General features: G+C 41.4%; 18 protein-coding genes. 11 read left to right on the forward strand and 7 right to left on the reverse strand.

Annotation, left to right across the window (positions count from 1 at the left end; all coding sequences use genetic code 11):
• The first annotated feature begins 44 nt into the window (after positions 1 to 44).
• Positions 45 to 3,428, forward strand: a complete 3,384-nt coding sequence (gene rne, locus PSR9079_RS15795; protein ID WP_149982368.1) for a ribonuclease E — start codon at positions 45 to 47, stop codon at positions 3,426 to 3,428.
• A 214-nt stretch (positions 3,429 to 3,642) separates the two neighbouring features.
• On the opposite strand, the gene PSR9079_RS15800 is transcribed toward rne, so the two are convergent.
• The 4 genes from PSR9079_RS15800 to yejK all read right to left on the reverse strand — a co-directional run bounded on the left by PSR9079_RS15800 (position 3,643) and on the right by yejK (position 6,549).
• A complete protein-coding gene (locus PSR9079_RS15800; protein WP_149982369.1) occupies positions 3,643 to 4,101 on the reverse strand; it encodes a GFA family protein in 459 nt (152 codons plus the stop codon).
• Complete coding sequence (locus PSR9079_RS15805; RefSeq protein WP_179959205.1) at positions 4,082 to 4,813, reverse strand: alpha/beta fold hydrolase; 732 nt, start codon at positions 4,811 to 4,813, stop codon at positions 4,082 to 4,084. The genes PSR9079_RS15800 and PSR9079_RS15805 overlap by 20 nt, the downstream gene beginning before the upstream one ends.
• A gap of 213 nt (positions 4,814 to 5,026) precedes the next feature.
• Positions 5,027 to 5,227, reverse strand: a complete 201-nt coding sequence (locus PSR9079_RS15810) for a hypothetical protein (protein WP_149982370.1) — start codon at positions 5,225 to 5,227, stop codon at positions 5,027 to 5,029.
• Between the two features lie 308 nt (positions 5,228 to 5,535).
• Entirely contained in the window at positions 5,536 to 6,549 is a 1,014-nt protein-coding gene (gene yejK, locus PSR9079_RS15815; protein WP_149982371.1) for a nucleoid-associated protein YejK, read from the reverse strand.
• A gap of 62 nt (positions 6,550 to 6,611) precedes the next feature.
• Between yejK and PSR9079_RS15820 the strand changes: the two genes are divergently transcribed.
• From PSR9079_RS15820 to PSR9079_RS15850, 7 genes are all read left to right on the forward strand, one after another.
• Positions 6,612 to 6,824 (forward strand): YejL family protein, encoded by a 213-nt coding sequence (locus PSR9079_RS15820; protein WP_016707302.1) that lies wholly within the window; start codon positions 6,612 to 6,614, stop codon positions 6,822 to 6,824.
• Positions 6,825 to 6,829: 5 nt separating this feature from the next.
• The gene (locus PSR9079_RS15825) at positions 6,830 to 8,326 is read left to right on the forward strand and encodes a DUF3413 domain-containing protein (RefSeq protein WP_149982372.1); all 1,497 of its coding nucleotides are present in this window, start codon (positions 6,830 to 6,832) and stop codon (positions 8,324 to 8,326) included.
• A 76-nt stretch (positions 8,327 to 8,402) separates the two neighbouring features.
• On the forward strand, positions 8,403 to 8,879 hold the full coding sequence (locus tag PSR9079_RS15830) for a DUF4124 domain-containing protein (RefSeq protein WP_149982373.1): 477 nt from the start codon (positions 8,403 to 8,405) through the stop codon (positions 8,877 to 8,879).
• A gap of 82 nt (positions 8,880 to 8,961) precedes the next feature.
• The gene (gene aceK / locus PSR9079_RS15835) at positions 8,962 to 10,680 is read left to right on the forward strand and encodes a bifunctional isocitrate dehydrogenase kinase/phosphatase (protein WP_149982374.1); all 1,719 of its coding nucleotides are present in this window, start codon (positions 8,962 to 8,964) and stop codon (positions 10,678 to 10,680) included.
• 15 nt (positions 10,681 to 10,695) lie between these two features.
• Entirely contained in the window at positions 10,696 to 11,634 is a 939-nt protein-coding gene (locus PSR9079_RS15840) for a LysR family transcriptional regulator (RefSeq protein ID WP_149982375.1), read from the forward strand.
• A 167-nt stretch (positions 11,635 to 11,801) separates the two neighbouring features.
• Entirely contained in the window at positions 11,802 to 12,245 is a 444-nt protein-coding gene (locus PSR9079_RS15845) for a ferritin-like domain-containing protein (protein WP_145233559.1), read from the forward strand.
• 215 nt (positions 12,246 to 12,460) lie between these two features.
• A complete protein-coding gene (locus PSR9079_RS15850) occupies positions 12,461 to 12,856 on the forward strand; it encodes an ExbD/TolR family protein (RefSeq protein ID WP_145233557.1) in 396 nt (131 codons plus the stop codon).
• A 57-nt stretch (positions 12,857 to 12,913) separates the two neighbouring features.
• On the opposite strand, the gene PSR9079_RS15855 is transcribed toward PSR9079_RS15850, so the two are convergent.
• The 3 genes from PSR9079_RS15855 to PSR9079_RS15865 are packed head-to-tail and all read right to left on the reverse strand — an operon-like array spanning position 12,914 to position 17,585.
• Positions 12,914 to 15,913, reverse strand: coding sequence for a TonB-dependent receptor plug domain-containing protein (locus tag PSR9079_RS15855; RefSeq protein WP_425468865.1), 3,000 nt, complete (start codon positions 15,911 to 15,913; stop codon positions 12,914 to 12,916).
• Positions 15,914 to 15,954: 41 nt separating this feature from the next.
• Entirely contained in the window at positions 15,955 to 17,031 is a 1,077-nt protein-coding gene (locus PSR9079_RS15860; protein WP_145233555.1) for a FecR family protein, read from the reverse strand.
• The gene (locus PSR9079_RS15865; RefSeq protein ID WP_145233553.1) at positions 17,028 to 17,585 is read right to left on the reverse strand and encodes an RNA polymerase sigma factor; all 558 of its coding nucleotides are present in this window, start codon (positions 17,583 to 17,585) and stop codon (positions 17,028 to 17,030) included. The genes PSR9079_RS15860 and PSR9079_RS15865 overlap by 4 nt, the downstream gene beginning before the upstream one ends.
• A 484-nt stretch (positions 17,586 to 18,069) precedes the next feature.
• On the opposite strand from PSR9079_RS15865, the gene PSR9079_RS15870 reads away from it, so the two are divergent.
• The 3 genes from PSR9079_RS15870 (at position 18,070) to PSR9079_RS15880 (ending at position 23,210) form a co-directional block, all read left to right on the forward strand.
• Positions 18,070 to 19,266, forward strand: a complete 1,197-nt coding sequence (locus tag PSR9079_RS15870; RefSeq protein WP_149982376.1) for an efflux RND transporter periplasmic adaptor subunit — start codon at positions 18,070 to 18,072, stop codon at positions 19,264 to 19,266.
• Positions 19,267 to 19,280: 14 nt separating this feature from the next.
• Positions 19,281 to 22,454: an efflux RND transporter permease subunit gene (locus PSR9079_RS15875; protein ID WP_149982377.1), complete on the forward strand. Its 3,174-nt coding sequence runs from the start codon at positions 19,281 to 19,283 to the stop codon at positions 22,452 to 22,454.
• A 123-nt stretch (positions 22,455 to 22,577) separates the two neighbouring features.
• Positions 22,578 to 23,210 (forward strand): PilZ domain-containing protein, encoded by a 633-nt coding sequence (locus PSR9079_RS15880; RefSeq protein WP_149982437.1) that lies wholly within the window; start codon positions 22,578 to 22,580, stop codon positions 23,208 to 23,210.
• Positions 23,211 to 23,279 lie beyond the last annotated feature (69 nt).

The following is a 23,279-nucleotide window of genomic DNA, read 5'->3' on the forward strand; positions in this document are numbered from 1 at the left end:
AAAAGTTTCGTCATGTCAGAGACATAACACAGTAGAGTAACAATATGAAACGTATGCTAATCAATGCGACGCAGCAAGAAGAAATGCGCGTAGCACTGGTTGATGGCCAGCGCCTGTATGATTTAGATATCGAAAGCCCAGGTCACGAACAAAAAAAAGCCAATATTTATAAAGGCAAAATCACTCGTATAGAACCGTCATTAGAAGCCGCCTTTGTTGATTACGGCGCTGATCGTCACGGATTCCTTCCTTTAAAAGAAATAGCCCGTACTTACTTCCCACAAGGTTATACTTTCCATGGTCGTCCGAATATTCGTGACGTGATCAAAGAAGGTCAAGAAGTTATTGTCCAAGTAGACAAAGAAGAACGCGGCCAAAAAGGCGCAGCCCTCACCACTTTTATTAGTGTTGCAGGTAGCTACTTAGTCTTAATGCCTAATAACCCTCGTGCTGGCGGTATTTCTCGTCGCATCGAAGGTGATGAACGCACTGAACTTAAAGAAGCTTTAAGCCGTTTAGAACTGCCTAAAGGCATGGGTTTAATCGTGCGTACTGCCGGTGTTGGTAAATCGTTTGAAGAACTAAACTACGATTTAAAAGCGCTGCTTGTTCATTGGGATGCGATTCAGCAAGCCTCTGATGGCGGTAAAGCACCGTTCTTAATTCACCAAGAAAGCAACGTGATTTTCCGTGCGATTCGCGATTATTTACGCCGTGACATCGGTGAGATCCTAATTGATAAAGCCCGTGTATTTGAAGAAGCTAAAGCGCACATTGAGCGTTTTCGCCCTGACTTCATGAGCCGTGTAAAACTTTATCAAGGTGAAGTGCCTCTTTTTACTCATTATCAAATCGAAAGCCAAATTGAGTCTGCGTTTCAACGTGAAGTACGCTTACCTTCTGGTGGTTCAATTGTTATTGACCCAACTGAAGCACTTACTTCTATCGATATCAACTCATCTAAAGCCACTAAAGGCGGCGATATCGAAGAAACTGCGCTTAATACCAACTTAGAAGCTGCAGACGAAATTGCTCGCCAATTACGTTTACGTGACTTAGGTGGCTTAATCGTTATCGACTTCATTGATATGACACCACCGCGCCATCAACGTGAAGTAGAAAATCGCTTAAAAGATGCTGTTCGTCCAGATCGTGCCCGTGTACAAATTGGTAAAATTTCGCGTTTTGGCTTACTTGAAATGTCGCGTCAGCGCCTACGCCCTTCATTAGGTGAAGCGAGCCAAGGCCCATGCCCACGTTGTAGTGGTCAAGGTACTATTCGTTCAAACGAGTCGATTGCATTGTCAATCCTACGTTTAATCGAAGAAGAAGCGATTAAAGACAATACCTCACAAGTTAATGCCCAAGTACCTGTAGCGGTTGCCTCATATCTGTTAAATGAGCAACGCCGTAGCGTGCATCGCATCGAAAAACGTCATAACTGTGATGTGGTGATCATTCCAAATCAACATATGGATACACCACATTATGAAGTAATGCGTTTGCGTAAAGATGAAACAATTGAAGCAGCAAGCTACGAGCAAATCACATTACCTGAACAAGAAGTGTATGAAACATCAAAAACACCAACGGTCGCGGTACGTGAAGAGCCGGTGTTAAAAGGCGTAGTTATGCCATCAACACCAGCACCACAAGCTCAGGCTCAAGCAGCCCCAGCAGCGGCACCACAAAGTGTTGCAGCCCAGCCGCAGGTAAGTTTATTTACTACCATCAGCAATTGGTTTAAGGCTTTATTTGCAACGCCTGCTGAGCAAACAGAAAGTAAAGAGCAACAGCAGCAAAAAACAGCGAGTGAATCTCGTAATAATCCACGTCGTAACAATGACGGTGATACACGTCGTCGTAATAACCAACGTCGTCGTAACAATAATTCACGCACTAAACCGCAAAGCGAGCGTACAGAGAGCGTAGCTGAAGAAACGCCAGCAGTTGGAAACACGCAAAACAACGAGCAACAGGAAAGAAACGATAACCGTAACAAACGTCGTCGCAATCCTAACTCACGTAAGCGTAACGATAACCGTAACGATGACAGCAAAGTAGTAGCAGAAAAAACCGAAGCAAAAGCTGACGTAAAAGACGTTGCACCAAGCCAAGATGTCGTTGTTGAAGCAACGGAGCAAAAACCTAAGGTTCGTCGTCAGCGCCGTAACTTACGTAAAAAAGTTCGCCTGCAAGATGAAAATGCACAATCGGCTACAACCAACAATGACGCAGAGCAACAAGCTACGCCTGTTGTTGATGACAAGCCGGCTAAGCCAGTTGTAACTCAAACTGAAGAAGTTAAAGCACCGGTTGAGGCTTCTGCTGTTGAAACAACGGCTGTTGAAGCGCCTGAGCAAAAAGCTGAACAGAGGGCACCAAACGAGCAAGAGACAGTAACATCGACTGATGAAGAGCAAGGCCAAACGCGTACGCGTTCACGCCGTTCTCCACGTCATTTACGTGCTGCTGGGCAACGCCGTCGTCGTCCTGAGGGTGAAGAAGCTACGCCAACGCAAGGTACACAACCACCAGCATTTATTCCAGTTGCAGATCAAGCCGCTGCTGAATATGAAGCTGAGTTAAAAGCCAAGCAAAATAAGCAAGCTGCAGAAGTAGTTGAAGAAAAACCTGCCGTTGCTGAATCAGCTCCAGAAGTGGTTGAACAAGCACCTGTTGCTGCTGAACCGACTCCAGAAGCGGTTGAACAAGCACCTGTTGTTGCTGAAGCAACTGAAAAAGTGGTTGAACAAGCGCCTGTTGCTGCTGAAGCAACTGAAGAAGTGGTTGAACAAACGCCTGTTGCTGCTGAAGCAACTGAAGAAGTGGTTGAACAAGCACCAGTTGCTGCAGAACCTACTGAAGAAGTGGTTGAACAAGCACCAGTTGCTGCTGAAGCAACTGAAGAAGTGGTTGAACAAGCGCCTGTTGCTGCTGAAGCAACTGAAGAAGTCGTTGAACAAGCGCCTGTTGCTGCTGAAGCAACTGAAGAAGTCGTTGAACAAGCGCCTGTTGCTGCTGAAGCAACTGAAGAAGTGGTTGAACAAGCGCCTGTTGCTGCAGAACCTACTGAAGAAGTGGTTGAACAAGCGCCGGTTGCTGCTGAAGCAACTGAAGAAGTGGTTGAACAAGCACCAGTTGCTGCTGAACCTGCTTCAGAAGTAGTTGTTGAGGAAGCACCAATGGCAGAGACTAAGCCTACTGCAAAACCTGTAGCACACACTAAAACAGTGATCACTTCAGGTAAAGCAAGTGCGCCAATGGCACAACCTACTGCTGTTGCAGATAGCGAAGTCGCCCATACGCCAAAAGCGATGGCACACGACAAACGTGACGCTATTCCAGATAGCGGCTTACGTGCCGGTTCTATCAAACCAGCTGGTCGCGCGAATGCTGCAATGACTAAAACCATGAGTGTTGACTAACACTTTTGGTTTAGCTTAAAAGCACACTAAAAAGCCGCGTTAATGAAAATTAACGCGGCTTTTTTAATAGCAGTTATAAGGTTAAAGAGAACGATTTACTAGGCTCTAGCTAAAGCAAACTAGCCTAAGCAGAGATATTAGATAAATAGTGATGAAAAAAAACAGCACATTGCACTTGTTATTTATAAAAAGCGCATGAAGGGTAATGCTATATTTATCCTTGTTTTAGCATATACTCATGCAGCAATTCAGGAAACTTTTCCTGCGGTGGAAACTTACAAAAACTGTGCTCTGCCCCCGTACTCGCCCACTCAAGTTTTTCATCCGTGTAAGTTTCAATGAATGGCTTGTAGGTGCGAGAATCATCTAGCATTGTTGAGCGAACATTTACAAAATCATCCAAACCTTCTAGGTGGGTAAATAACCAGCTCATACAATGTCCACAAAAAAAGTGCTGCGTACTGCTGTCATGCAGCCCGCCAATAACAGGCGTTCCAGATGTAATAAAAAAGGCAGCTCGTTGGAATAATGAGCTTAAGCTAAATGCGCTAGACGTCATTTTCTGACAACCAGTGCAATGACAAGCCATGGTGATCATTGGCTTTGCGCTAACTTCAAACTTTACCTGTCCACAACGACAATGGCCTTTTGTTTTATGAGATGTACTGTCCATTATAATCTTCCTTTAAGTTCAATTTTATCAACGCCGATGCTACGTTGAATGTATCACAAATAACCTTAGCACATGCTACAGGGTTTGATTGCGCTATAAAATGTCCGCCTTCAATCTCAACTTGGCTGAAGCTGGAACACATTGACGCTAAGTACTTCACCGCACTCGCGCTTACCAGTAAATCTCTACTAGGGCGAATATAAGTCACTGGGCAATCTAACTCGCACTGTTGTTTTGAAAGGCCAGCTATGTTGCCTAATCTTAATTTGAGTTTACGTTTATTCGCTGTTTGCAGCGAAGCAAATACGGGATAAACCAACGTTTGGCCACCCGTTAAACTAAAACCAAACAGATAAAGTAGCTTTTTACTTAAATAATTTGCTGACAGTAAGCTAACGGGTAAAAAGCCTGCCAACTTAGATAACAAAGAAGGCGCTGAGATAAAGCTGGCCAAAAATACGATGCCTTTCACACGACTGCCAAGTAGCTTATAAAGCTCATAAGCCACCGGCCCAGAATAAGACTCCGCGACAATATAAATATCAGTATCTTTAAAACGCTTTGCTATTTCTGCCGCTTGTTTAGCATAAGTTACGCCTTCAAGTGATTCATATGAGATCACTTCAGTATTTATATTTTCAGGCAAGTTTTTTGTCAATTTAGCAAACAGGCGGCCAGTCCCGTCAAGGCCAGGAAGCAGTATAATTTTCATATTTAAATTCAACACCCAACGTTAGCATTCAAATACTTGAACTTTGATTTTGGCCAAGTGCTTTTGTGCACAAAAATCATGAGCAAAAAATATGAAAAGTGTAAAAACAATTTAGCTTTGCTCATAAACACCTAGACTCGTTAAATTATACAGTAACTAATTGATTATCTAAAACGATGGCAAGTCGAAGGCTCATATTATTAGGGATGTTTGTTATTTTTTCTTTTCTTGTATTGCGGTGCCAACTGAAAGACCAATGCCAGCGCCAACAGCAATGCCAATAGCTAAACTAAAATGTAATATGTTAAATATAACACCAATAACCACACCGATAGCAGAGCCAACTCCACACCCTATTGCCATATATACACCTAAGGTTTTATTTGCTGATTTACCTTCCTTTTTATGGCTCATATCAGTCCTTAAATCATCACAGCTATGTCGGCTTATCTACAAGTCTAAAAAATGACTCGATTTGATTTATTTTCATTTGTAAACCAAACACAGCCTAGTTACTATTTTGGTTAAATTATTTTTTGTATTAAAAGCTAGAGTAATAATCTTATTAGCGGTGGTTTTTTCAGACAGCTTAATTAATTTAGTATCGACTGTAGCTATGCTTCGGCACACAGCAAAAACAAGAAAGCGCGGTGTAAACACCACGCTTTCAACTAATTCAAATCTGCTTAAAACTTACCGCTTATGGCTTATGGCTTAAAGCGCTAGTCTTCACTTTCCATAAACCGTTGCAATTGGTCTTTAAGGTTCGGCGGTATGCCTTTAATAACTAACGTATCAGTGGCCTCGTTGTACATTACCCGTTCGCCTAAGTGTTTGCGCTCAAAGCTGATGCTAACACCGCCGCCAAGGCCAGAGAATTTAACCATACTGGTAACGGTTTTTTTATCGACCGGGAATGACTCTTCTAAATCATAGCTTTGCTCTTTGCAAAAGCTTTCAAATGGGTTGTCGTCACCTTTGGTAAGCGTTGCTGATAACTCGCTGACGTTAGCATCTTCACCAGTAGTAACGCAGTCATTACAGTAATCAAATACTTGTTTACGCAGATCGTCTTTTTCAGATTTATCAAATTGTTGCTCTGATAAATAATCTTCAACTGCATTGAGCATTACTTGGCTCTGCTGTTTAGGATCGATGCCTTCTTCGCAACCTAAAAAGTCTAAGAAGAAGTCGGCGACTTTGCGCCCTGCTCGGCCTTTAATAAATGAGATATAACGATTGTCTTCTGCTTGGGTGTCCCACGCAGTTAAATCGATGCGTGCAGCTAGTTGCATGCGGGAAATATCTAAATGGCGTGACGAGGCTAAATCAAGCTCAGAGGTAATAGAGTAATGCTCTTTGATGTTGATCATTGCAATCAGCATATAATCGGTTGCTACGTATTGATAATGACAAAATACTAAATAGCCAGTTTCGTTAAACGCGTACTTATCAAGTTCCTCTTTAAGTACAGCTGAAGCTTGCTCTGTCATGTGCCAAAAGCCAAGCTCGCTATTGCGATAACTTTGCATGGCTGATGCAACTACAGAGTTTTTATCACCACTAAAAGCACAGTACCCTTTACCTGGTTTGCCGTTGTATGCGTGATGAAGTTGCTCGATGAATACAGCGACTTTATCATTCACTGCCATTTCGTCATTGCGCAAATGAATTTGCGTATCGTCGTCTTTTTTGTCTACATAATGAACGACTAACTTTTTAACATCTATTGCCATCTTTGTTTTTCACGCCTCTGGTGTTAAAATGTGAGAATATAACTCTTTTATTGAACCAACTGATGCCAATCTTATCAAAATATTCTAATGATGAAGTAGAACAAATCGTCGATCAGCTCATTGATGTGTTAACTAAGCACAATGCGCCGGTTGATTTAAGTCTTATGTGTTTAGGAAATTCTATCACGCATATCTTAAAAGAGCATGTACCAACAGGGAAAAGACAAGCGGTTGCAGACAATTTTGCCAAAGCACTTGCGCAATCGGTTAAATAGACTTTATGAATTTATCGCAGCACAATCAGTTTTCGTCTAAAGCGAGTCAATTATTAAGTTGGGGGCATTTGTTTACTTTTGCCAATATCGGCTTAGTGTTGCTTATAAGTTTAAGTTACTTATTTGCTGACTCTCCTCCCACCAGCTTTATGGGTATGCTTTATATGCTAGTGACATGGCTTAGCCACACTAGTTTTATTACCTTTATTGCCTTTGTGCTGACGGTATTTCCGCTAAGTTTAATATTTCCTTACCCACGTCATATCCGCGGTATGGCAGCAATACTTGCCACCTGTGGTGCATCACTACTGACGCTTGATGCCTATGTGTATTTTAATTTAGGCTACCATTTAAGTAGCTCTGCATTACCTGAGATTATTACCTTATTATGGCATCGTTTAACCAGCTCTCCAGCGCTGACAACCCTGCTCGCTGGAGGAATTGTGATGCTTATTTTTGCATTTCAATTATTAGCAAGTAACTATACATGGCACCATTTAGCCCGCTTAAAACAATATAAATTTGCTCGTTACGCCAGCTCATTGTTATTAGTGTGTTTTGCGATGAGTCACAGTATTCATATTTGGGCTGATGCAAATTTGAAGTTTGATATTACTAAGCAAGATAATGTCTTACCCTTGTCCTACCCAACGACAGCAAAAAGTTTATTGGCAAAAAATGATTTACTTGATATTGAAAGCTACGAGCAAGCGCATAACGTAAAGGTTAATACACAAAATGTAGATTACACGGCTCCAACACCAATTGCTCGCTGTGAAGAATTTACTGCTGCGACAGTCGATATTTTAGTGTTTAGCTCTGCGCCTGCGTTAACTAATTTTGCTAAACAGCACAAAATTTTAAATAAAACCGAGCAGCTTTTACAACCCGTTCATCATCAAGATGTACTATTTAGCTTGATTTACGGTTTACCTGCATACTACAAGCCTGCCTTAATGACAGAGCAAACATTGCCGGTGTGGCAAAGTAATCGCCGTAGTATTAGTGTCAGTGGCTTTGATGATTTTAACTATATCAATAGTACAACAGCGGGTGATGCAGCAATTCGTATCATTAACGCCGATGAAAACACTGCGCTTCGTGAGGGAGTCAATCAAGTATTTGCATTTAGTTTAGCCGATGTTGATCACGGTATTGTGAGTGCTTCATCTTTATACAGCACGGATAGAAAAGTAACCCGTACAGAAGGCTTGATCCAACCAAGCGATTTAATTGCCACAAGCGTTGGCCAATATTTAAATTGTGCTGATATCGCAAAGCAAAGCATGCTAGGCGTTAATTTGTATAACAAAAAAGGCGATATGGGCGTTAATTATTCGCAAGGCGTATTTATTGCCTATAAGAAAGACCGTATTACATTAATTGATTCTGATGGTAATTATAAAAATATCTCTGCTGCACAAGGCTTTTCAATAGAGCAAGGTTTAGATATTCCGTTTTTAGCACAAAGCATTAAAAAGCTAAAAACCTTTACCGAATAACTGCTACTGGCAATTTACCCAAGTTAGGTTATAGTTTTCATATATGATTATGCCCTAACTAGGGAAGGCTAGCGTAATGAAACTGTGTACTCTTTTCGTTATTTTTATTAGTTTGCTATTTGTTGCTGATCAGGCGGCTTCCGCAGATCAATATTACAAGTGCGTAACCGACAGAGGCACTACATTTAGCCAATTTCCCTGTGGCGGGCAGGCAACGCAACATAAAATAGCAGTGTCCCCCAACGTCACTCCGGCTACTGTAAATCATGTCAAAGCGCTTAATTCCCTTGAGCGTGAACAAATTATTCGTAATCTCAACGCTGAGATACGCAGCGTTAAATATAAACTCGCCATTTTGAGTCGTGACCGTGATCGCGCTGAATACGAGCAACTGCAACGGCTAAATCGTTTAATGAGTGATGATGATAAAAAAAAGCTGAGTAAAGAGATAAAAAAGCAGCTAAAAGTGATCAATAAAACGTTTGCCAAAAACACCAAAACGACCAACAAACAGCTCTCCGCACTCGAAAAAAAACTGAAACGTTATGAATAAACTATTGGGTTTTACCAATATATAGCATACTCTTAACATGTGTAGAGCATATACTCTACAGGTCATTTTGGAGTACCCGTTCATGCAACCACAAAACATTGCCGAGCTAATTTTAAATGGCTTTAAAAAGCATTATAAATTATTTCAGCAGATCACCGCACAAGCACCTCTGGCATTTGCAAATAAAAACTGGACAAAAATGCACGACATTAGTCGCTTGCGGATCACTTATTACGATGATCGGGTTAACGAAACCACCCAACAACTACAAAATCAGCAATTAGCTAATCAACTGGATGAATCACTCTGGCTGCAAACAAAACAAATCTACCAGCACTTTTTAACGTTTCATCCACAAGCAGAATTAGCCGAAACATTTTATAACTCTGTGTTTTGCCGCTTATTTCATCGACGTTATTTTAATAATGATTTTATTTTTGTAAAAGCCACCTTAGCAGATGCTCCTGCGCTTCCTGTAGAAGCAGAATACCGCAGCTACTTTCCTGTTGTAGACGGCTTAAAGCCCACTATCCGTAAAATAATTAATCAATTTGATTTTAAAGCCGATTTTGTTAATTTAGAGCGCGATATACGACTTTTAGTAAAAGCGTTTTATAAACAAGCACCTGACACCCATCACCGTGCGTGGCAAATGCGCTTTGACATATTACAAACGTCGTTTTATCGCAACAAAGCAGCCTATATTGTCGGCCGTGTAGTATCACAAAGTAGTGTGCAGCCATTTATTATTGCGGTGTTACATCATCAAGAGCAAGGTCTGTATCTCGATGCTTTACTGACTAACTCATCGCAAATGCGGGTTATTTTTGGCTTTGCTCGCGCTTATTTTATGGTTGAAACCCACGCTCCTTCCGCATTAGTTCGGTTTTTAAATCAACTAATGCCCAACAAAACCTTAGCAGAGCTTTACAATGCCATTGGCTTTCATAAACAAGGTAAAACCGAGTTCTATCGCGAGTTTTTAACCCATTTACAGCGCTCCAGTGATGATTTTGTGATTGCCCCTGGCACACCGGGTATGGTGATGATGGTATTTACCCTACCTTCATTTGATTATGTATTTAAAATAATTAAAGACAAATTTGGTGAAAGTAAACCATTTGGCCGCGATACCGTTCTCAAACGCTACCAATTAGTTAAAAGCCATGATCGGGTTGGTCGTATGGCAGATACCATAGAGTATTCTAACGTCGTATTCCCTGTTGCGCGTTTTAACGCTACATTGCTTGCACAGCTTAAACACACTATTGGTTCATCAATGATCATCGAAGGCGACTTACTGATCATCAAACATATGTATATTGAGCGACGCATGACGCCACTGAATTTATATTTAGAAAAAGCTAATACTGAAGATGCCGCTGTTGCCATTGCAGAATATGGCCAAGCACTCAAGGAAATGATCGCCGTTAATATTTTCCCAGGCGATATGTTGCTTAAAAACTTTGGTGTCAGTAAACACAAACGCATTATTTTTTATGATTATGATGAAGTGCAATATTTAACAGACATGAACTTTAGGGCACTGCCTAAAGCCAAAAGTTATGATGACTACTTAACCAATGAGCAAAGTTACTCTGTGGCACCACAAGATGTATTTCCAGAGCAGTTATGCACTTTTGTAATGCCGAACCCGCAATACAAAGCGGTTTTCAGCCAAACACATCCAGAACTATTAGACGTCGCATTTTGGCAGCAAGCGCAACGAAATATAAAAGCAGGGGTCGTTAGCCATATCTACCCTTATCCAGCAGCGCAGCGTTTTATCCATCAATGGTAGACGAAAGGACACACAATGAATATCAGTAAAATAGATTTAAACTTACTCGTTTATCTCGACACCTTATTACGCGAATGTAATGTTACTCGCGCCGCAAACCAGCTGAGCATTACACAGCCGGCCATGAGTAATGGTTTAAAACGTTTACGTAACCTGTTTAACGATCCGATCTTAGTACGCACTAGTGATGGTATGGTGCCCACGGAACGAGCTATTGAATTGCAGCCGGTGATCCGCGGCATCTTAATGACATTAGAAGAAACGCTTGCACCAAACCGTGAATTTGAAGCCAGCCATAGCAAACGGGTATTTAGGATTATGGCCAGTGACTATGCTGCCAGCACCTTAGCACCTAAGCTACTGAGTAAATTACACGATGAAGCGCCGGATACCACACTCGATATTCTCACTCCAAGTGATGTTACTTTTCATGATGTAGAAAACGGTAAAGTTGATATGGCAATAAATCGTTTCGAAAACCTACCGCAGTCGTTTCATCACAAGCGTATTTGGAAAGATAGCTTTTGTTGTTTAGTAAAAGCTGACAACCCGATCATTGAAAACTTTAGCCTCGATAGTTATTTAAAAGCGCGGCATATTTGGGTAAGTAAAACAGGTTTTGGTGTCGGGGTTGGTATGGATCCCAAAGACGTACAAAAACTTGGCTGGGTTGATGAAGCGCTCGCCCACTTTGGTAAACACCGAAATATTGCCACATTCACCCGTAATTACCACGTTGCTATACATCTAGCGAAAGAGAAGAACCTGATTGCGACACTCCCTTCAAAAGCCGCTAATATTTATTTAGATGATCCCGGTTTGCAAATTCTGGAGCCTCCCTTCCCTATACCACCATTTGAGTTAGATATGATTTGGAGCCCATTACTTCACAGAGATGCCAGTCATATTTGGTTACGCCAAAAAATAGCCGAAGTTGCAGATGAATTAAAGTAACGCTCTTACAAAAGTCCTGTAAAATTTGCTTACTGGTATTTTCAAGTAAGCAAACATCAATTTAAAAGTATTAATAATCATGATGTTAAAATAATTTAAAAATGGAATGGCAATTGCTTTAAGTTACTTGAACTTTAATATTCATTTAACTTAAAGAGGTCAATATTATGAATGCCCAGCAAGGAAACGAAGTAAATCATATCACTGACATTATCCAAGTAATGAACAGCGGCATCGACTTTTATGAAAAGGCGCAGGAAAAAGTACAAGATCCAGCCATTGGTGCGCTATTTCAGCGTATGATAGACGCACGTAAAGTCAGCGTTGAAAACCTACAGCCTTACGCTATTAATCAGCAAGGTGAACGAGAAGATGGTTCGTCTTTTGCTGTTGAAGCTCGCCGAGCATATACCGCACTGATCACAAAATTTAGTGCCAACAACGACCAAATTTATGTCAAGGAGCTTGAAGAAGTGGAAGATAAAACACTTGAAGAAATTAAAGCTGCCATGAAAAAACCACAACCGCACGATTGTGAAGCCGCCCTCGCTAAAGTATTACTGACCATGCAAAGCTGTCATACGGAGATGAGCCGTATGCAGAAGCATTAACCACAATGCTTAAATGAAAGCCCAGCCACGCGCTGGGCTTTTTTATGCTCATAATTATAGTTAAATGATTTTTATAACAAAAAAATGCAAATAATTAATAAAAATAGCATATTTATTTAACCACAGCATGATTTTAATCGTCTAGGCTTATTAATAGGTACCTACTATCCCGCTGTGGCGCCGCAGCATTTTATCAAAAATAACAAGGTTCCATTATGAGAAATAAACAACATGTAAACCCACAAAACGCTGACGTTGATATGACGCCGATGCTTGATATTGTATTTATACTTTTAATATTTTTTATTGTTACAACTTCATTTGTAAAACCTGTGGCAATAGAGCTGCAACGGCCTGTAGATAAACCCAGTATTGATAAACAAACTAAAAGTGCTCATTTTAGTATTGACCAAAGCAATGCGGTGTATTTTGCGGGGCGATTAATTGACTTAAACCAAGTTGCAACTAACCTTGCGATGTTTGCTGCGAAGTATAATATCGCCACAGTACAAATAGCCGCAGACGAAAACAGTACGCATCAAACTTTAATGACAGTAATGAATAATATCAAAGAGTATGATAACTACCCCATCGCACTCACATCACACTAAAAGCAAAAAAAGGGCCAGACGGCCCTTCAAAACTAAATAACGTAGGAGAAGTTATTTTTAGAATCGGTATTCAGCACCTACATAGTAGTAAGCACCGTTAAAACCAAATGGTGCTGAACGGCGTGAGTACTCAAATACACCGGTTGAACTGATAATAGTATTACCAGAAGCATCAACAATTGTGCCTGAGCGAGAATTACCTATGGTATTTTTATCAGGGTAAACGTCAAATAAATTGTTTGCACCAATATTTAGTGACAAGTTGTCTGTGACAAAATAATTTACTTTTATATCGGTAAGAATTTCAGCGCCGTAAGTCTGGCGACCGCCATCTTCAACCGTGTATTCGCCATAACGATTGAGCGATAAGTTTACCGTCCAATCTTCAAGGCGATATAATGCACTTAAGTTTACTCTGTCTTGTGGTTGCCATTCTTCGATGATTGAGGTTTCTTGCGAAGAAAATACATCTTCGACAGGGATCGTTTCCAAACCACTGCCCGCAGGAGTAAATAAATCAACCACATCGGTTTCAGTAAAGTTAGCCGCTAATGTAAAATCTAGGGTACCGCCTAAGCCTTCCGTGTTCCATGTCGCAACAAAATCCACACCTTGCGTTTCTGTATCTGCACCATTTAAGAAAAACTGCCCTGCACCTGCGCCAGAACTAACCAATGCAGCATCTAGCGTTGATGACAACCCTTTACCTAAACGGTTACTGATCACGATACGGTCGTCAATATCAATTGAATAATAATCAACGGTAACATTAATATTATCCGTCACGTTATACACAATACCTAAGCTCATGTTTTGTGACTTTTCTTCTTTAAGTTTTGGAATACCAATACTCTGTGCAAGTGTGCTGTCGTTTCTAAAAGTACCAACTTCTTCTGCAATTAGATCGCCATTAGGACCAACTACAAACTGGGTACTGATATTATTGAAATACAATTGCTGCATTGATGGTGCTCTAAAACCAGTACTCACCGCACCGCGCAGTGAAACGTCATCAGTCACCGACCAGTTACCCGCTAACTTAAAGTTAACCGTATCACCAAAGCCTTTGTAGTTATCGTAACGCAGTGCGCCAGAGATAATTACATCATCAATAATGTAAGTTTCAGCATCAAGGTAAAACGAAATCACATCACGTGATTCATCCACAGAAGATTCCGGCGATGAACCACCAAAACCTTGTGTACCACCTGCTGCATTTTCGCTGCCAATACCACCGCTCATACCATCGTAAATATTAACACCATTATTAGTATCATAATCACGGTAAGCGTATTCACTGCCTTCTAAAATACGATATTCATCGGTGCGAAGCTCGGCACCCATTGCCAGTGAAAAATTATCATAGTCTTGTGTAAAATCAAGATTGATTGTTTGCAGTGATAACTCCATGCCATACGCATACGCTTGGCGAGGAATAGTGGCACGAATATCATCAGCACTTAAACCTTGATCATAACGTAATAAATTAGCGTATGAACCATTGATAGTGTCACTAGTGGTGTAATCAATGCTGTTTTCACCATAGGTGTATGACAGGTCAAGACTAGAGCTATTATCAAACTCTTTTTTAAAGCCAAAGTTATACGAGATATCATCAATGGTGGTGTTGATCATTGGCAAGAAGCCCATCGGGATCACCGCATCACCATCTTGTAAAACTGGGTTGCCATCAGCATTGGCATTATGGCGGAAGAACGCAGCTGATTCGTTATCTCGGGTTGAATAAGTAATAAAGCCATAGAGCTCACCACCAGCAAGTTCATAACCGGTATTCACCGTTAAAGCAAATTGTTGCGAGTCTGCATCACCAATTCTAAACGTATCACGTGGTGCAGTCAGCTCACGAGGATCGCCCGCTAACAGCGTGCCATCATCAAGCTCTGTGCAACCATAAAACTGGCAAGAGCCATGTAAACCGGCACGATTAGTCGGTGCACGGTCGCGGTAGTTGATAGTGGTATTTAAATAACCATCATCGCCTAGCGCAAAGCCTTTATTAAAATCAACCGTAACGGTTTCGCCATCACCTTCAGAATACTGGCCATAGTTAACTGCGGCTTTACCGCCTTCATCAGCATCTTTTAATACGATGTTGATAACACCCGCAATCGCATCTGAACCATATTGTGCAGCCGCACCATCACGTAGCACTTCGATACGTTTAATTGCAGCAGCTGGGATCGCATTCATATCTGTACCTGCGGTACCACGACCTACAGATGTATTAATATGGATAATGCTGGCTTGGTGACGACGTTTACCATTGATAAGTACTAATGTTTGATCTGGCCCTAAGCCACGTAAAGTAGCAGGTCGTAGTGCATCAGTACCGTCACTGATCGATGAACTTGAAAAGTTAAAAGACGGTGCGATAGCTTGTAACATACGGCCGACTTCTGTTTGTCCGGTATTTTCTAGCGCTTCAGCACTTAAAATATCAACAGGTACGGGTAAGTCTTCGACCGAACGCCCTGCTACACGGCTACCAACGATGGCGATTTTTTCAATATTTTCTTGAGCGGCTTGTTCTTGTGCATTAGCAACTTGGCTATTGGTTGCCATTAAAAGTGGTATTACAGCAGCACTGACCCCTGAAAGCTTTCTCATGTTGTTATCATTCCTATTGATTTGTTTGAGTTTTATACTCAGTAAACCATTTTGATCAACAACCGCATCGAGTTCAGTATTTTCCAGCATTGTACTAAGCGCTTCTAACTGAGTGTAATAACCATACACTGATTGAGCTTGGTATTGTTTTGCTAAATCAAACGAAAAAACCACGGTTTGTTCTGTTTGTTTTGCAAACTCTATCAATGCTTGATCTGCTCGCTGCGCTTTTATATCAAATTGTACCATCTGTGGATTTGCAGCCTCAGCCTGAACATTTAGGCTAAATACTAAAGGTGCTAATACAATTAACCCACAAATTGGATACGTTTGGTTACTGCGCAACTTATACAAACAGTTGAGAAAGAATAATCCGCTATGCAACCCTGCTTTTTTATTAATTATTTTTTTACTTTTTATATTTACCATTGTAACTTCTGACACTTTAAATCAAAGAGCAAGTATAAAGCTTAGCTGTGATCACCGTGTTTTAGACTTACGATATGTTCACCTAAACGTTCATGCTCAATGGCTAAATTGATGCGCAGGCTATCAAGTAAACCGATAATATCACCGGCTTTAAAAACCCCAGCCACTTTTAAAGAAGCTAATGCAGGATCAGCAAGTTCAAAACGCGTTGCGGTATAGCGACTCACTTCTTGCAGTGCTTCGCTTAACGACTCGCCATTAAAAATTAGCATACCTTGTTGCCATGCCAGATCCCGTTGTACATCATCTTGTGTTAACCGTTTGATTGGCTTGGTAATACTTTCTTTAATTAATGCTTTTTCGCCAGAGATAACAATACTAGCATTAATTTTTTTCACACTGTCTGTATCATTACTAGCACTTTGTAATTGTACAAAATCATCAGCATTTACGGCAACCGAAGGATCCGTGATCATCACTTTACCCTCAGTAACAACCAGCTCAAGATCCGATGCTGCATTACGTTGGACATTAAAAACAGTCCCCAGTGCGGTAAATGACTTATCGCCTGCCATCACCGTAAATGGACGTGCGGCATCTTTAGCAACATTAAAACGCCCTTCGCCTCGACTTAAAATCAGTTGTCGGCGGTTTTTTGTATACGCAACTTCTAATAAGCTATTGGTATTTAATTGCACAATCGTACTATCTGGTAGCACAAACGTTGCTTGCTCACCGACTTTAGTACGGTAAATTTTACTGTACTTGGCTTGTTCTTGTGGTGTTGTTGGCCACTGCTCAATACCAACAAATATAAAGCTGGCAACTAGCAATGCGGCAAAGACACTTGCCGCAATCGAAAAATTAATTTCTCTGCGGGCAGGCTTATTGATACTATTTTTATTGGGAAATAAACTACTCAACTCATTTAATACGCTCAGTTCATCCCATAACTGGGCTAACTCAAATACCGCATCTTGATGGGCTTTATTTTGTTGCACCCAGTGCTGAAATTGCATACGTTCTTGCTTTGATAAGCCCCTATCCATAGCACTTATCCAACGACTGGCATCTGCTTGAATAGCATCTTTAGACGAAAATTGATGAATATTACTCATTTTCCCACCCTCCTGGCAGGTTCAATAGTGGCACTGCTGTGCTCACCTAACTGCTCATGTTGCTGCATGTAGCGCATAGATTGTAACAAACCTTTGGCAATATGTTTTTCAACCGTACTTTCACTTAACTTCATTTGCGCTGCGATTTCTTTTTGGCTCATGCCATATACTTTCTTTAAAATAAAACATTTTCGCACTGGCTGGCTTAGTTGCTCAGTAGCACGGCAAAACAATAAAAAGCGCTCTTTTGAGGTCACTTCATCCTCAAGCTGCATAGATCGCAACGACTGCTGATAATCATCAGAGGTATCTAATGAATCGCAATGCTGATTATCCCATTTAGCAATATGGTTAAGCGCCAAATGCTTGGCAGTCTTTAGCATATAACTGCGCGTATATTTAATATCTTGTTTTAAATCAGCCTGATAGCTCTTAACAAAGGTTTCTTGTACTATATCTTCCACGTCATCTGGTTGTACAATCCGCGAAACAAAACGTCGCAACTGTGAAGACAGATCAATAAATGTTGTAGATAATGTCGGCTTGCGCGTCATTATTAACTTTACCCTTGCTATTATTATTACGCCTAGGGTACGAGTTTTAGCGCCAATTACAAGGCAATTTGTTAATTTTGTGGTTATTAAAGCCGTTTCGCTAACAAAGCACTTACAGCACGTCATAATTAAGCTATTGTCATACAAAATAATGACTTCATTACTTTATAAACAGCTTTATTGCGGGGCGCATAAAAGCGCTCAATTATTCAGTTATTAAACTAAATTACGCTTTAAAAACCGCGGTTGCTTCGACTTGGTTCATATAGCCCTAGTATGTTCTACACTATTTAAAATGCAATGAAAAAAATAAACACCAGCATATACCTGTAAAAATTTTAGGTATACACTCGTATTTAACTAAGCTAAATGGATTAAGCACCACGTAAGTCAAGCTGATGATAAAATCAACAGAATCTCATGCTATTAGCTTATAAAATGTTACATATTATTTATACTTAACAATTGGAACTGTGGAGTAACCATGCGTCTGTCTTTCGCACCATCAAAATTATCTTTATTCTTATTTACCTCGGCTTCGTTGTTTCTACAAGGTTGTAGTGAAGCACCTAAAGCCGAACAAGCAGCAATGCATCCAGCAGCTGTGGCAACAACCCTAGCAACCTATGAGGATGCCCCATTCACTATTGAACTACCGGCAACCTTATCAGGCTCTAAAGAAGTTCAAGTACGTGCCAGAGTAACGGGGATCCTAGAATCTCGTAACTTTGATGAAGGCCAGACAGTTAAGCAAGGGCAGTCACTTTTCACTATAGATTTAGCCCCCTATCAATTGGCGGTTGAAAGCGCGCAAGCAGCTCTTAATGGTGCAAAAGCATCTTTAGTGCAAGCCGAACGTGAAGTGAAACGATTAGCCAAACTACGTGCTGAGAAATCAGTCTCACAACGGGATTATGATAACGCCAGCTCCACCCAAGATATTGCTAACACGACGTTAGAGGCCGCGAAAGTTGCATTAAAAGAAGCCCAACTGAATTTAGAATATGCGCAAGTAAAAGCACCTGTCGCTGGGGTGGTGGGCCGTGAATTTGTGTCGGTAGGTACTTTTGTATCAGGTCCCGATCTATTATTAACGCAAATTACCCAGTTTGATCCTATTCGTTTACGATTTGGTATTTCTGAGCGTGAACAATTACAAATGCGTCAAGATGTCGCAAATGGCTCTTTAACGCTGCCAGAAAAAGGTCAGTGGCACACGAGCATTAAATTACAAGACGGTTCACTCTCCAATAAAAGTGGCAAAGTTAACTTCTCTGATGTACGTATTAACCCAAATACCGGCACCAGCGAACTACAAGCAATTATCCCCAACACTGATTTTGAACTTCGCCCAGGTCAATTTGTGCGAGTGATGTTAAGTGGTGCGGTACGCAAAAATGCATTTGTAATACCGCAACGTGCGGTACTTGATAATGGCACTGGTAAATTTGTTTATGTAGTCGCTAAAAATGAACAAGGCGGCACGATTGCGCGCCCAGCTCCCGTTGAAGTAGGTGAGTGGATCCAAAAGCCAGATAATCAAGGTGATAAAAACTTTTGGTTGATTAAATCAGGCATACAGCAAGGCGATGAAGTGATCATCGATGGTATGGCAAAGATTTTCTTTCCAGGCATGCCAGTGGCCGTTAACAATGCAACAAACAACGTAAGCGCAGAATAGGCGCAGGGAGTTTTATGTTTTCTCGTTATTTTATCGACAGACCAATTTTTGCGTTTGTGATCTCAATTGTTATTGTGCTGGCGGGCCTGGCTGCCATGCGCAGCTTGCCGATCGCCCAATACCCTGAAATTGCCCCACCCGTTGTGCAAGTGACAGCAGCCTATCCGGGTGCGTCGGCTGAAGTACTCGAACAAACCGTAGCCGCGCCGATTGAAAATGCGATTACCGGTGTTGAAGGCATGATGTATATGTCTTCAACCTCGACAAGCTCTGGTGCAACAACCATTGAAATAACGTTTGAAATTGGCACCGATATTGACCAAGCAGCAGTTAACGTCAATAACCGTGTAAAGCAAGTTGAAGCTCGTTTACCTGAAGAAACACGGCGCCAAGGCGTGGTGGTGCAAAAAGGTTCATCGAGTTTTTTGCAAGTTCATGCGTTTTATTCACCGGACGGCACTCGTGATAGTCTATGGACTTCAAACTATGTCACCCTGAATATTTTAGACCGTATTAAACGTGTTCCTGGTACAACGAGCGTACAAATTTTTGGCGCGAAAGATTACGCCATGCGTATTTGGCTGCGCCCTGATGTAATGAGTCAGCTCGGTGTTACTGTTGAAGAAGTCGCAGGGGCAGTTCGCAGCCAAAACTCTCAATATGCAGCCGGTTCGATTGGTGCAACCCCCACTTCACAATCAGCGCAAGAGCTGGTTTACAGTGTTACCGCTCAAGGGCGTTTATCAGAGCCTGAACAATTTGAAGAAATCATTATTCGTTCAAACCTTGATGGCAGTAGCTTACGTTTAAAAGACATTGCCCGTGTTGAACTTGGTGCAAAAGATTATAACTTCAGAGGCACTATTAACGGCAAAGAAGCCGTACTATTAGGTATCTTCCTACAACCTGGTGCCAATGCACTTGATGTAGCAGCAGAAGTTAATGGCGTATTAGCAGAGTTAACTCAGCAATTTCCCACTGGACTTGCTCACTTAAATTCGTACGATACCACCCGTTTTGTTGAAGTCTCGATCCGCGAAGTAGTGAAAACACTACTTGAAGCAATGGTACTGGTTTTCTTAGTGGTGTTCTTATTTTTACAAAATTGGCGCGCCACACTGATCCCAACTCTTGCCGTACCGGTGTCATTACTTGGTACGTTTGCTGGCATGTATATGCTTGGTTATTCTATTAACTCATTGACTTTATTTGGTATGGTACTGTCTATTGGTATCGTAGTGGATGACGCCATAGTGGTACTTGAAAACGTAGAGCGTATCATGCACGAAGAGCATGTGAGCGCCCATGAAGCCGCAATAAAAGCGATGAAAGAAGTATCAGGACCTGTTGTTGCTATTGTTCTAGTACTTTGCTCAGTGTTTGTGCCAATTGCATTTCTAGGTGGCTTAACTGGCGAACTATTCCGTCAGTTTGCGATCACCATTTCAATTGCTGTGAGCTTATCTGGCATAGTTGCACTAACAATGACCCCAGCTTTATGTGTGCTTATTTTAAAACAAGAGCATAAACAAACCGCAAGCTTCTTTTTATGGTTCAACCGTGTATTTACTAAAATAACCAGTAAGTATGTGGGTGCTGTTGGTTTTATGGTGCGCCGTGGCGCATTAGGTTTATTGCTGATGATTGGTATGGTGTCAATTACCATTGGCCTTTGGAAAAGCACTCCTGGTTCATTAGTGCCTGATGAAGACCAAGGCTACTATATTTCAGCTATTTTCTTACCTGATGGCTCATCCCTTGAGCGTACAGAAAAAGTAGTGGCTGAAGTTATTAGCGCCGTACAATCTAATCCTGCCAATGAAAATGTGGTGGCATTTACAGGCTTTGATTTTATTGGCGGCGGTTATAAAAACAGTGCAGCCACCTTATTTGTAACCCAAAAACATTGGGATGAACGAGAGATTGATACTAAAAGTTTGGTTAATGAGCTGTTTATGAAAACTGCGCATATCAACGAAGCACTTGTTTTAGCGTTTAACCCCCCTGCTATTTTTGGTTTAGGGAGCACTGGCGGATTTGAATTTTATATTCAAAACAAAGGCGCAGGTGGCCCAGAAAAACTGCAACAAGCCATGGGTTTAATGATGGCTGAAGCACAAAAAAGCCCTATTTTAAGTGGCCTACAAACGTTGTGGCGACCAAATGCCCCCCAACTTAAAGTTGATGTAGATCGTGAACAAGCCCGCGCAATGGGCATTGAAATTGACGATGCCTTTACAGCCCTTGCCGGCACACTGGGTACTTATTATGTGAACGACTTCAATAAATTCGGCCGAGCTTGGCAAGTACTTATGTCAGCAGAAGCTGAATTTAGAATGAAGCCTGATGACATTGGACGAATTTATGTAAAAAACAGTCAAGGTACTATGGTCCCTATGTCTGCGTTTACTAATATTGAATATAGCCGCGGACCAGAAAATCTAAATCGTTATAATAACTTGCCTGCGGTAAAACTGCTCGGTAATGCTGCACCCGGTTACAGCTCTGGCCAAGCAATTGCTGAAGTTGAACGTATTGCAAAAGCAGTATTACCACCGGATATGACCTACGACTGGACCGGCTCTGCGTATCAAGAAAAACGCAGCTCAGGTACCACAGGAATTGCTTTAGGCCTTGCGGTGATCATGGTTTTCTTAATCCTTGCAGCACTATATGAACGTTGGTCATTGCCACTCTCGGTGATGCTAGCATTGCCATTTGGAACCTTTGGCGCATTGGTATCAATCTGGTTAGTAGGCATGACTAACGATGTGTACTTCCAAATCGGCTTAGTGACCTTACTTGGTTTAGCCAGTAAAAATGCCATTTTGATTGTTGAATATGCATTGATGAAACATCAACAAGGTTGGAGCGCAAGCGCTGCAGCACTTGAAGCTGCCCGCCTTCGATTTAGACCCATCATCATGACTTCGATGGCCTTTATTTTAGGTGTAGTGCCATTAGTATTGAGCTCAGGCGCCGGTGCAGGTGCACGTCATAGCGTTGGTACTGGCGTTATGGGCGGCATGATGGCAGCAACCTTCCTTGCCGTGTTCTTTGTACCACTGTTCTTTTATTGGTTAACTGAGCGCAAACTTACTGAAAAACGCTCGCGAGCAGATTTATCCGATGAAATTGCAAGCCACCACAAGCGTGAACATGTCGACACCCAAGAGGGTAATTTATGATTTAAGCTCAGCTACAAAAATATAAGGGCAAACAGTGGTTTGCCCTTTTTTATGGTAATTTGATAACTAGCAATTTTATACTGTCGGCGCTACTATTAAACTATTGCGTCGAGGAGCCTTATGATGAATAGTGAAAAATTAACCGAGTTTGAGCAGTACTTTCAGATTGATGAAAGTAATCGAGTAAATTTATTTGCTGTTGACGATAGCAAAGTGCCTACTACCTTAGCGCAACTAGAAGCAGATATCCCACCGTTATTTAAATTGGCCAATGAGGTTAGTGAATTAGAGCAAAGCTCGTTAAGACCATTGCGTAGCCTTGGTGATTTGGCACAAGAGCTTGCCGTATTTTTACAAGCACAATCGCGTAAAATCGACTTGATCATGAGCCATATATTGGCCTCAGAGCAGCCCGAAGATAACGCTATTTATTGTGATAGCTACGGCGGTGGCGGTGTCAAACTAACCGATACAAAAGTCTACTCTATTGGCCAAGCATTTCGCACTAAATTATTTTTACAGCATGAAGCCTCTGCTATTTATTGTTACACCGAGGTAGTTGCGGTTAATAAGATTGACGATGAACACTACCAATACACCCTACTTTTTAAAGCCATCCGCGATACTGATCAAGAACTTGTGGTACGTGCTAGTTTACATGCACAAACCAGACAACTGAAAAAGCGTCAGCTGCTGCAACATGAAAGCGACAACTTTGATAACCAAGACACAACAGAGCCAACAAAACCAGAATAATATAGATACTAGCAACCCTCATTTTGAAGTGGCTTGGCTATAGTTGAAATGCTAAACTAATAGCACCTT

The organism is Pseudoalteromonas rhizosphaerae (assembly GCF_902498845.1).
In the GTDB taxonomy this organism is placed as follows: domain Bacteria; phylum Pseudomonadota; class Gammaproteobacteria; order Enterobacterales; family Alteromonadaceae; genus Pseudoalteromonas; species Pseudoalteromonas rhizosphaerae.

Bases quoted from the DNA above. Each gene is read 5' to 3' on its own strand.
- rne (WP_149982368.1), top strand. From the start codon at position 45: ATGAAACGTATGCTAATCAATGCGACGCAGCAAGAAGAAATGCGCGTA.
- PSR9079_RS15800 (WP_149982369.1), bottom strand. From the start codon at position 4,101: ATGGACAGTACATCTCATAAAACAAAAGGCCATTGTCGTTGTGGACAG.
- PSR9079_RS15805 (WP_179959205.1), bottom strand. From the start codon at position 4,813: ATGAAAATTATACTGCTTCCTGGCCTTGACGGGACTGGCCGCCTGTTT.
- PSR9079_RS15810 (WP_149982370.1), bottom strand. From the start codon at position 5,227: ATGAGCCATAAAAAGGAAGGTAAATCAGCAAATAAAACCTTAGGTGTA.
- yejK (WP_149982371.1), bottom strand. From the start codon at position 6,549: ATGGCAATAGATGTTAAAAAGTTAGTCGTTCATTATGTAGACAAAAAA.
- PSR9079_RS15820 (WP_016707302.1), top strand. From the start codon at position 6,612: ATGCCAATCTTATCAAAATATTCTAATGATGAAGTAGAACAAATCGTC.
- PSR9079_RS15825 (WP_149982372.1), top strand. From the start codon at position 6,830: ATGAATTTATCGCAGCACAATCAGTTTTCGTCTAAAGCGAGTCAATTA.
- PSR9079_RS15830 (WP_149982373.1), top strand. From the start codon at position 8,403: ATGAAACTGTGTACTCTTTTCGTTATTTTTATTAGTTTGCTATTTGTT.
- aceK (WP_149982374.1), top strand. From the start codon at position 8,962: ATGCAACCACAAAACATTGCCGAGCTAATTTTAAATGGCTTTAAAAAG.
- PSR9079_RS15840 (WP_149982375.1), top strand. From the start codon at position 10,696: ATGAATATCAGTAAAATAGATTTAAACTTACTCGTTTATCTCGACACC.
- PSR9079_RS15845 (WP_145233559.1), top strand. From the start codon at position 11,802: ATGAATGCCCAGCAAGGAAACGAAGTAAATCATATCACTGACATTATC.
- PSR9079_RS15850 (WP_145233557.1), top strand. From the start codon at position 12,461: ATGAGAAATAAACAACATGTAAACCCACAAAACGCTGACGTTGATATG.
- PSR9079_RS15855 (WP_425468865.1), bottom strand. From the start codon at position 15,913: ATGGTAAATATAAAAAGTAAAAAAATAATTAATAAAAAAGCAGGGTTG.
- PSR9079_RS15860 (WP_145233555.1), bottom strand. From the start codon at position 17,031: ATGAGTAATATTCATCAATTTTCGTCTAAAGATGCTATTCAAGCAGAT.
- PSR9079_RS15865 (WP_145233553.1), bottom strand. From the start codon at position 17,585: ATGACGCGCAAGCCGACATTATCTACAACATTTATTGATCTGTCTTCA.
- PSR9079_RS15870 (WP_149982376.1), top strand. From the start codon at position 18,070: ATGCGTCTGTCTTTCGCACCATCAAAATTATCTTTATTCTTATTTACC.
- PSR9079_RS15875 (WP_149982377.1), top strand. From the start codon at position 19,281: ATGTTTTCTCGTTATTTTATCGACAGACCAATTTTTGCGTTTGTGATC.
- PSR9079_RS15880 (WP_149982437.1), top strand. From the start codon at position 22,578: ATGAATAGTGAAAAATTAACCGAGTTTGAGCAGTACTTTCAGATTGAT.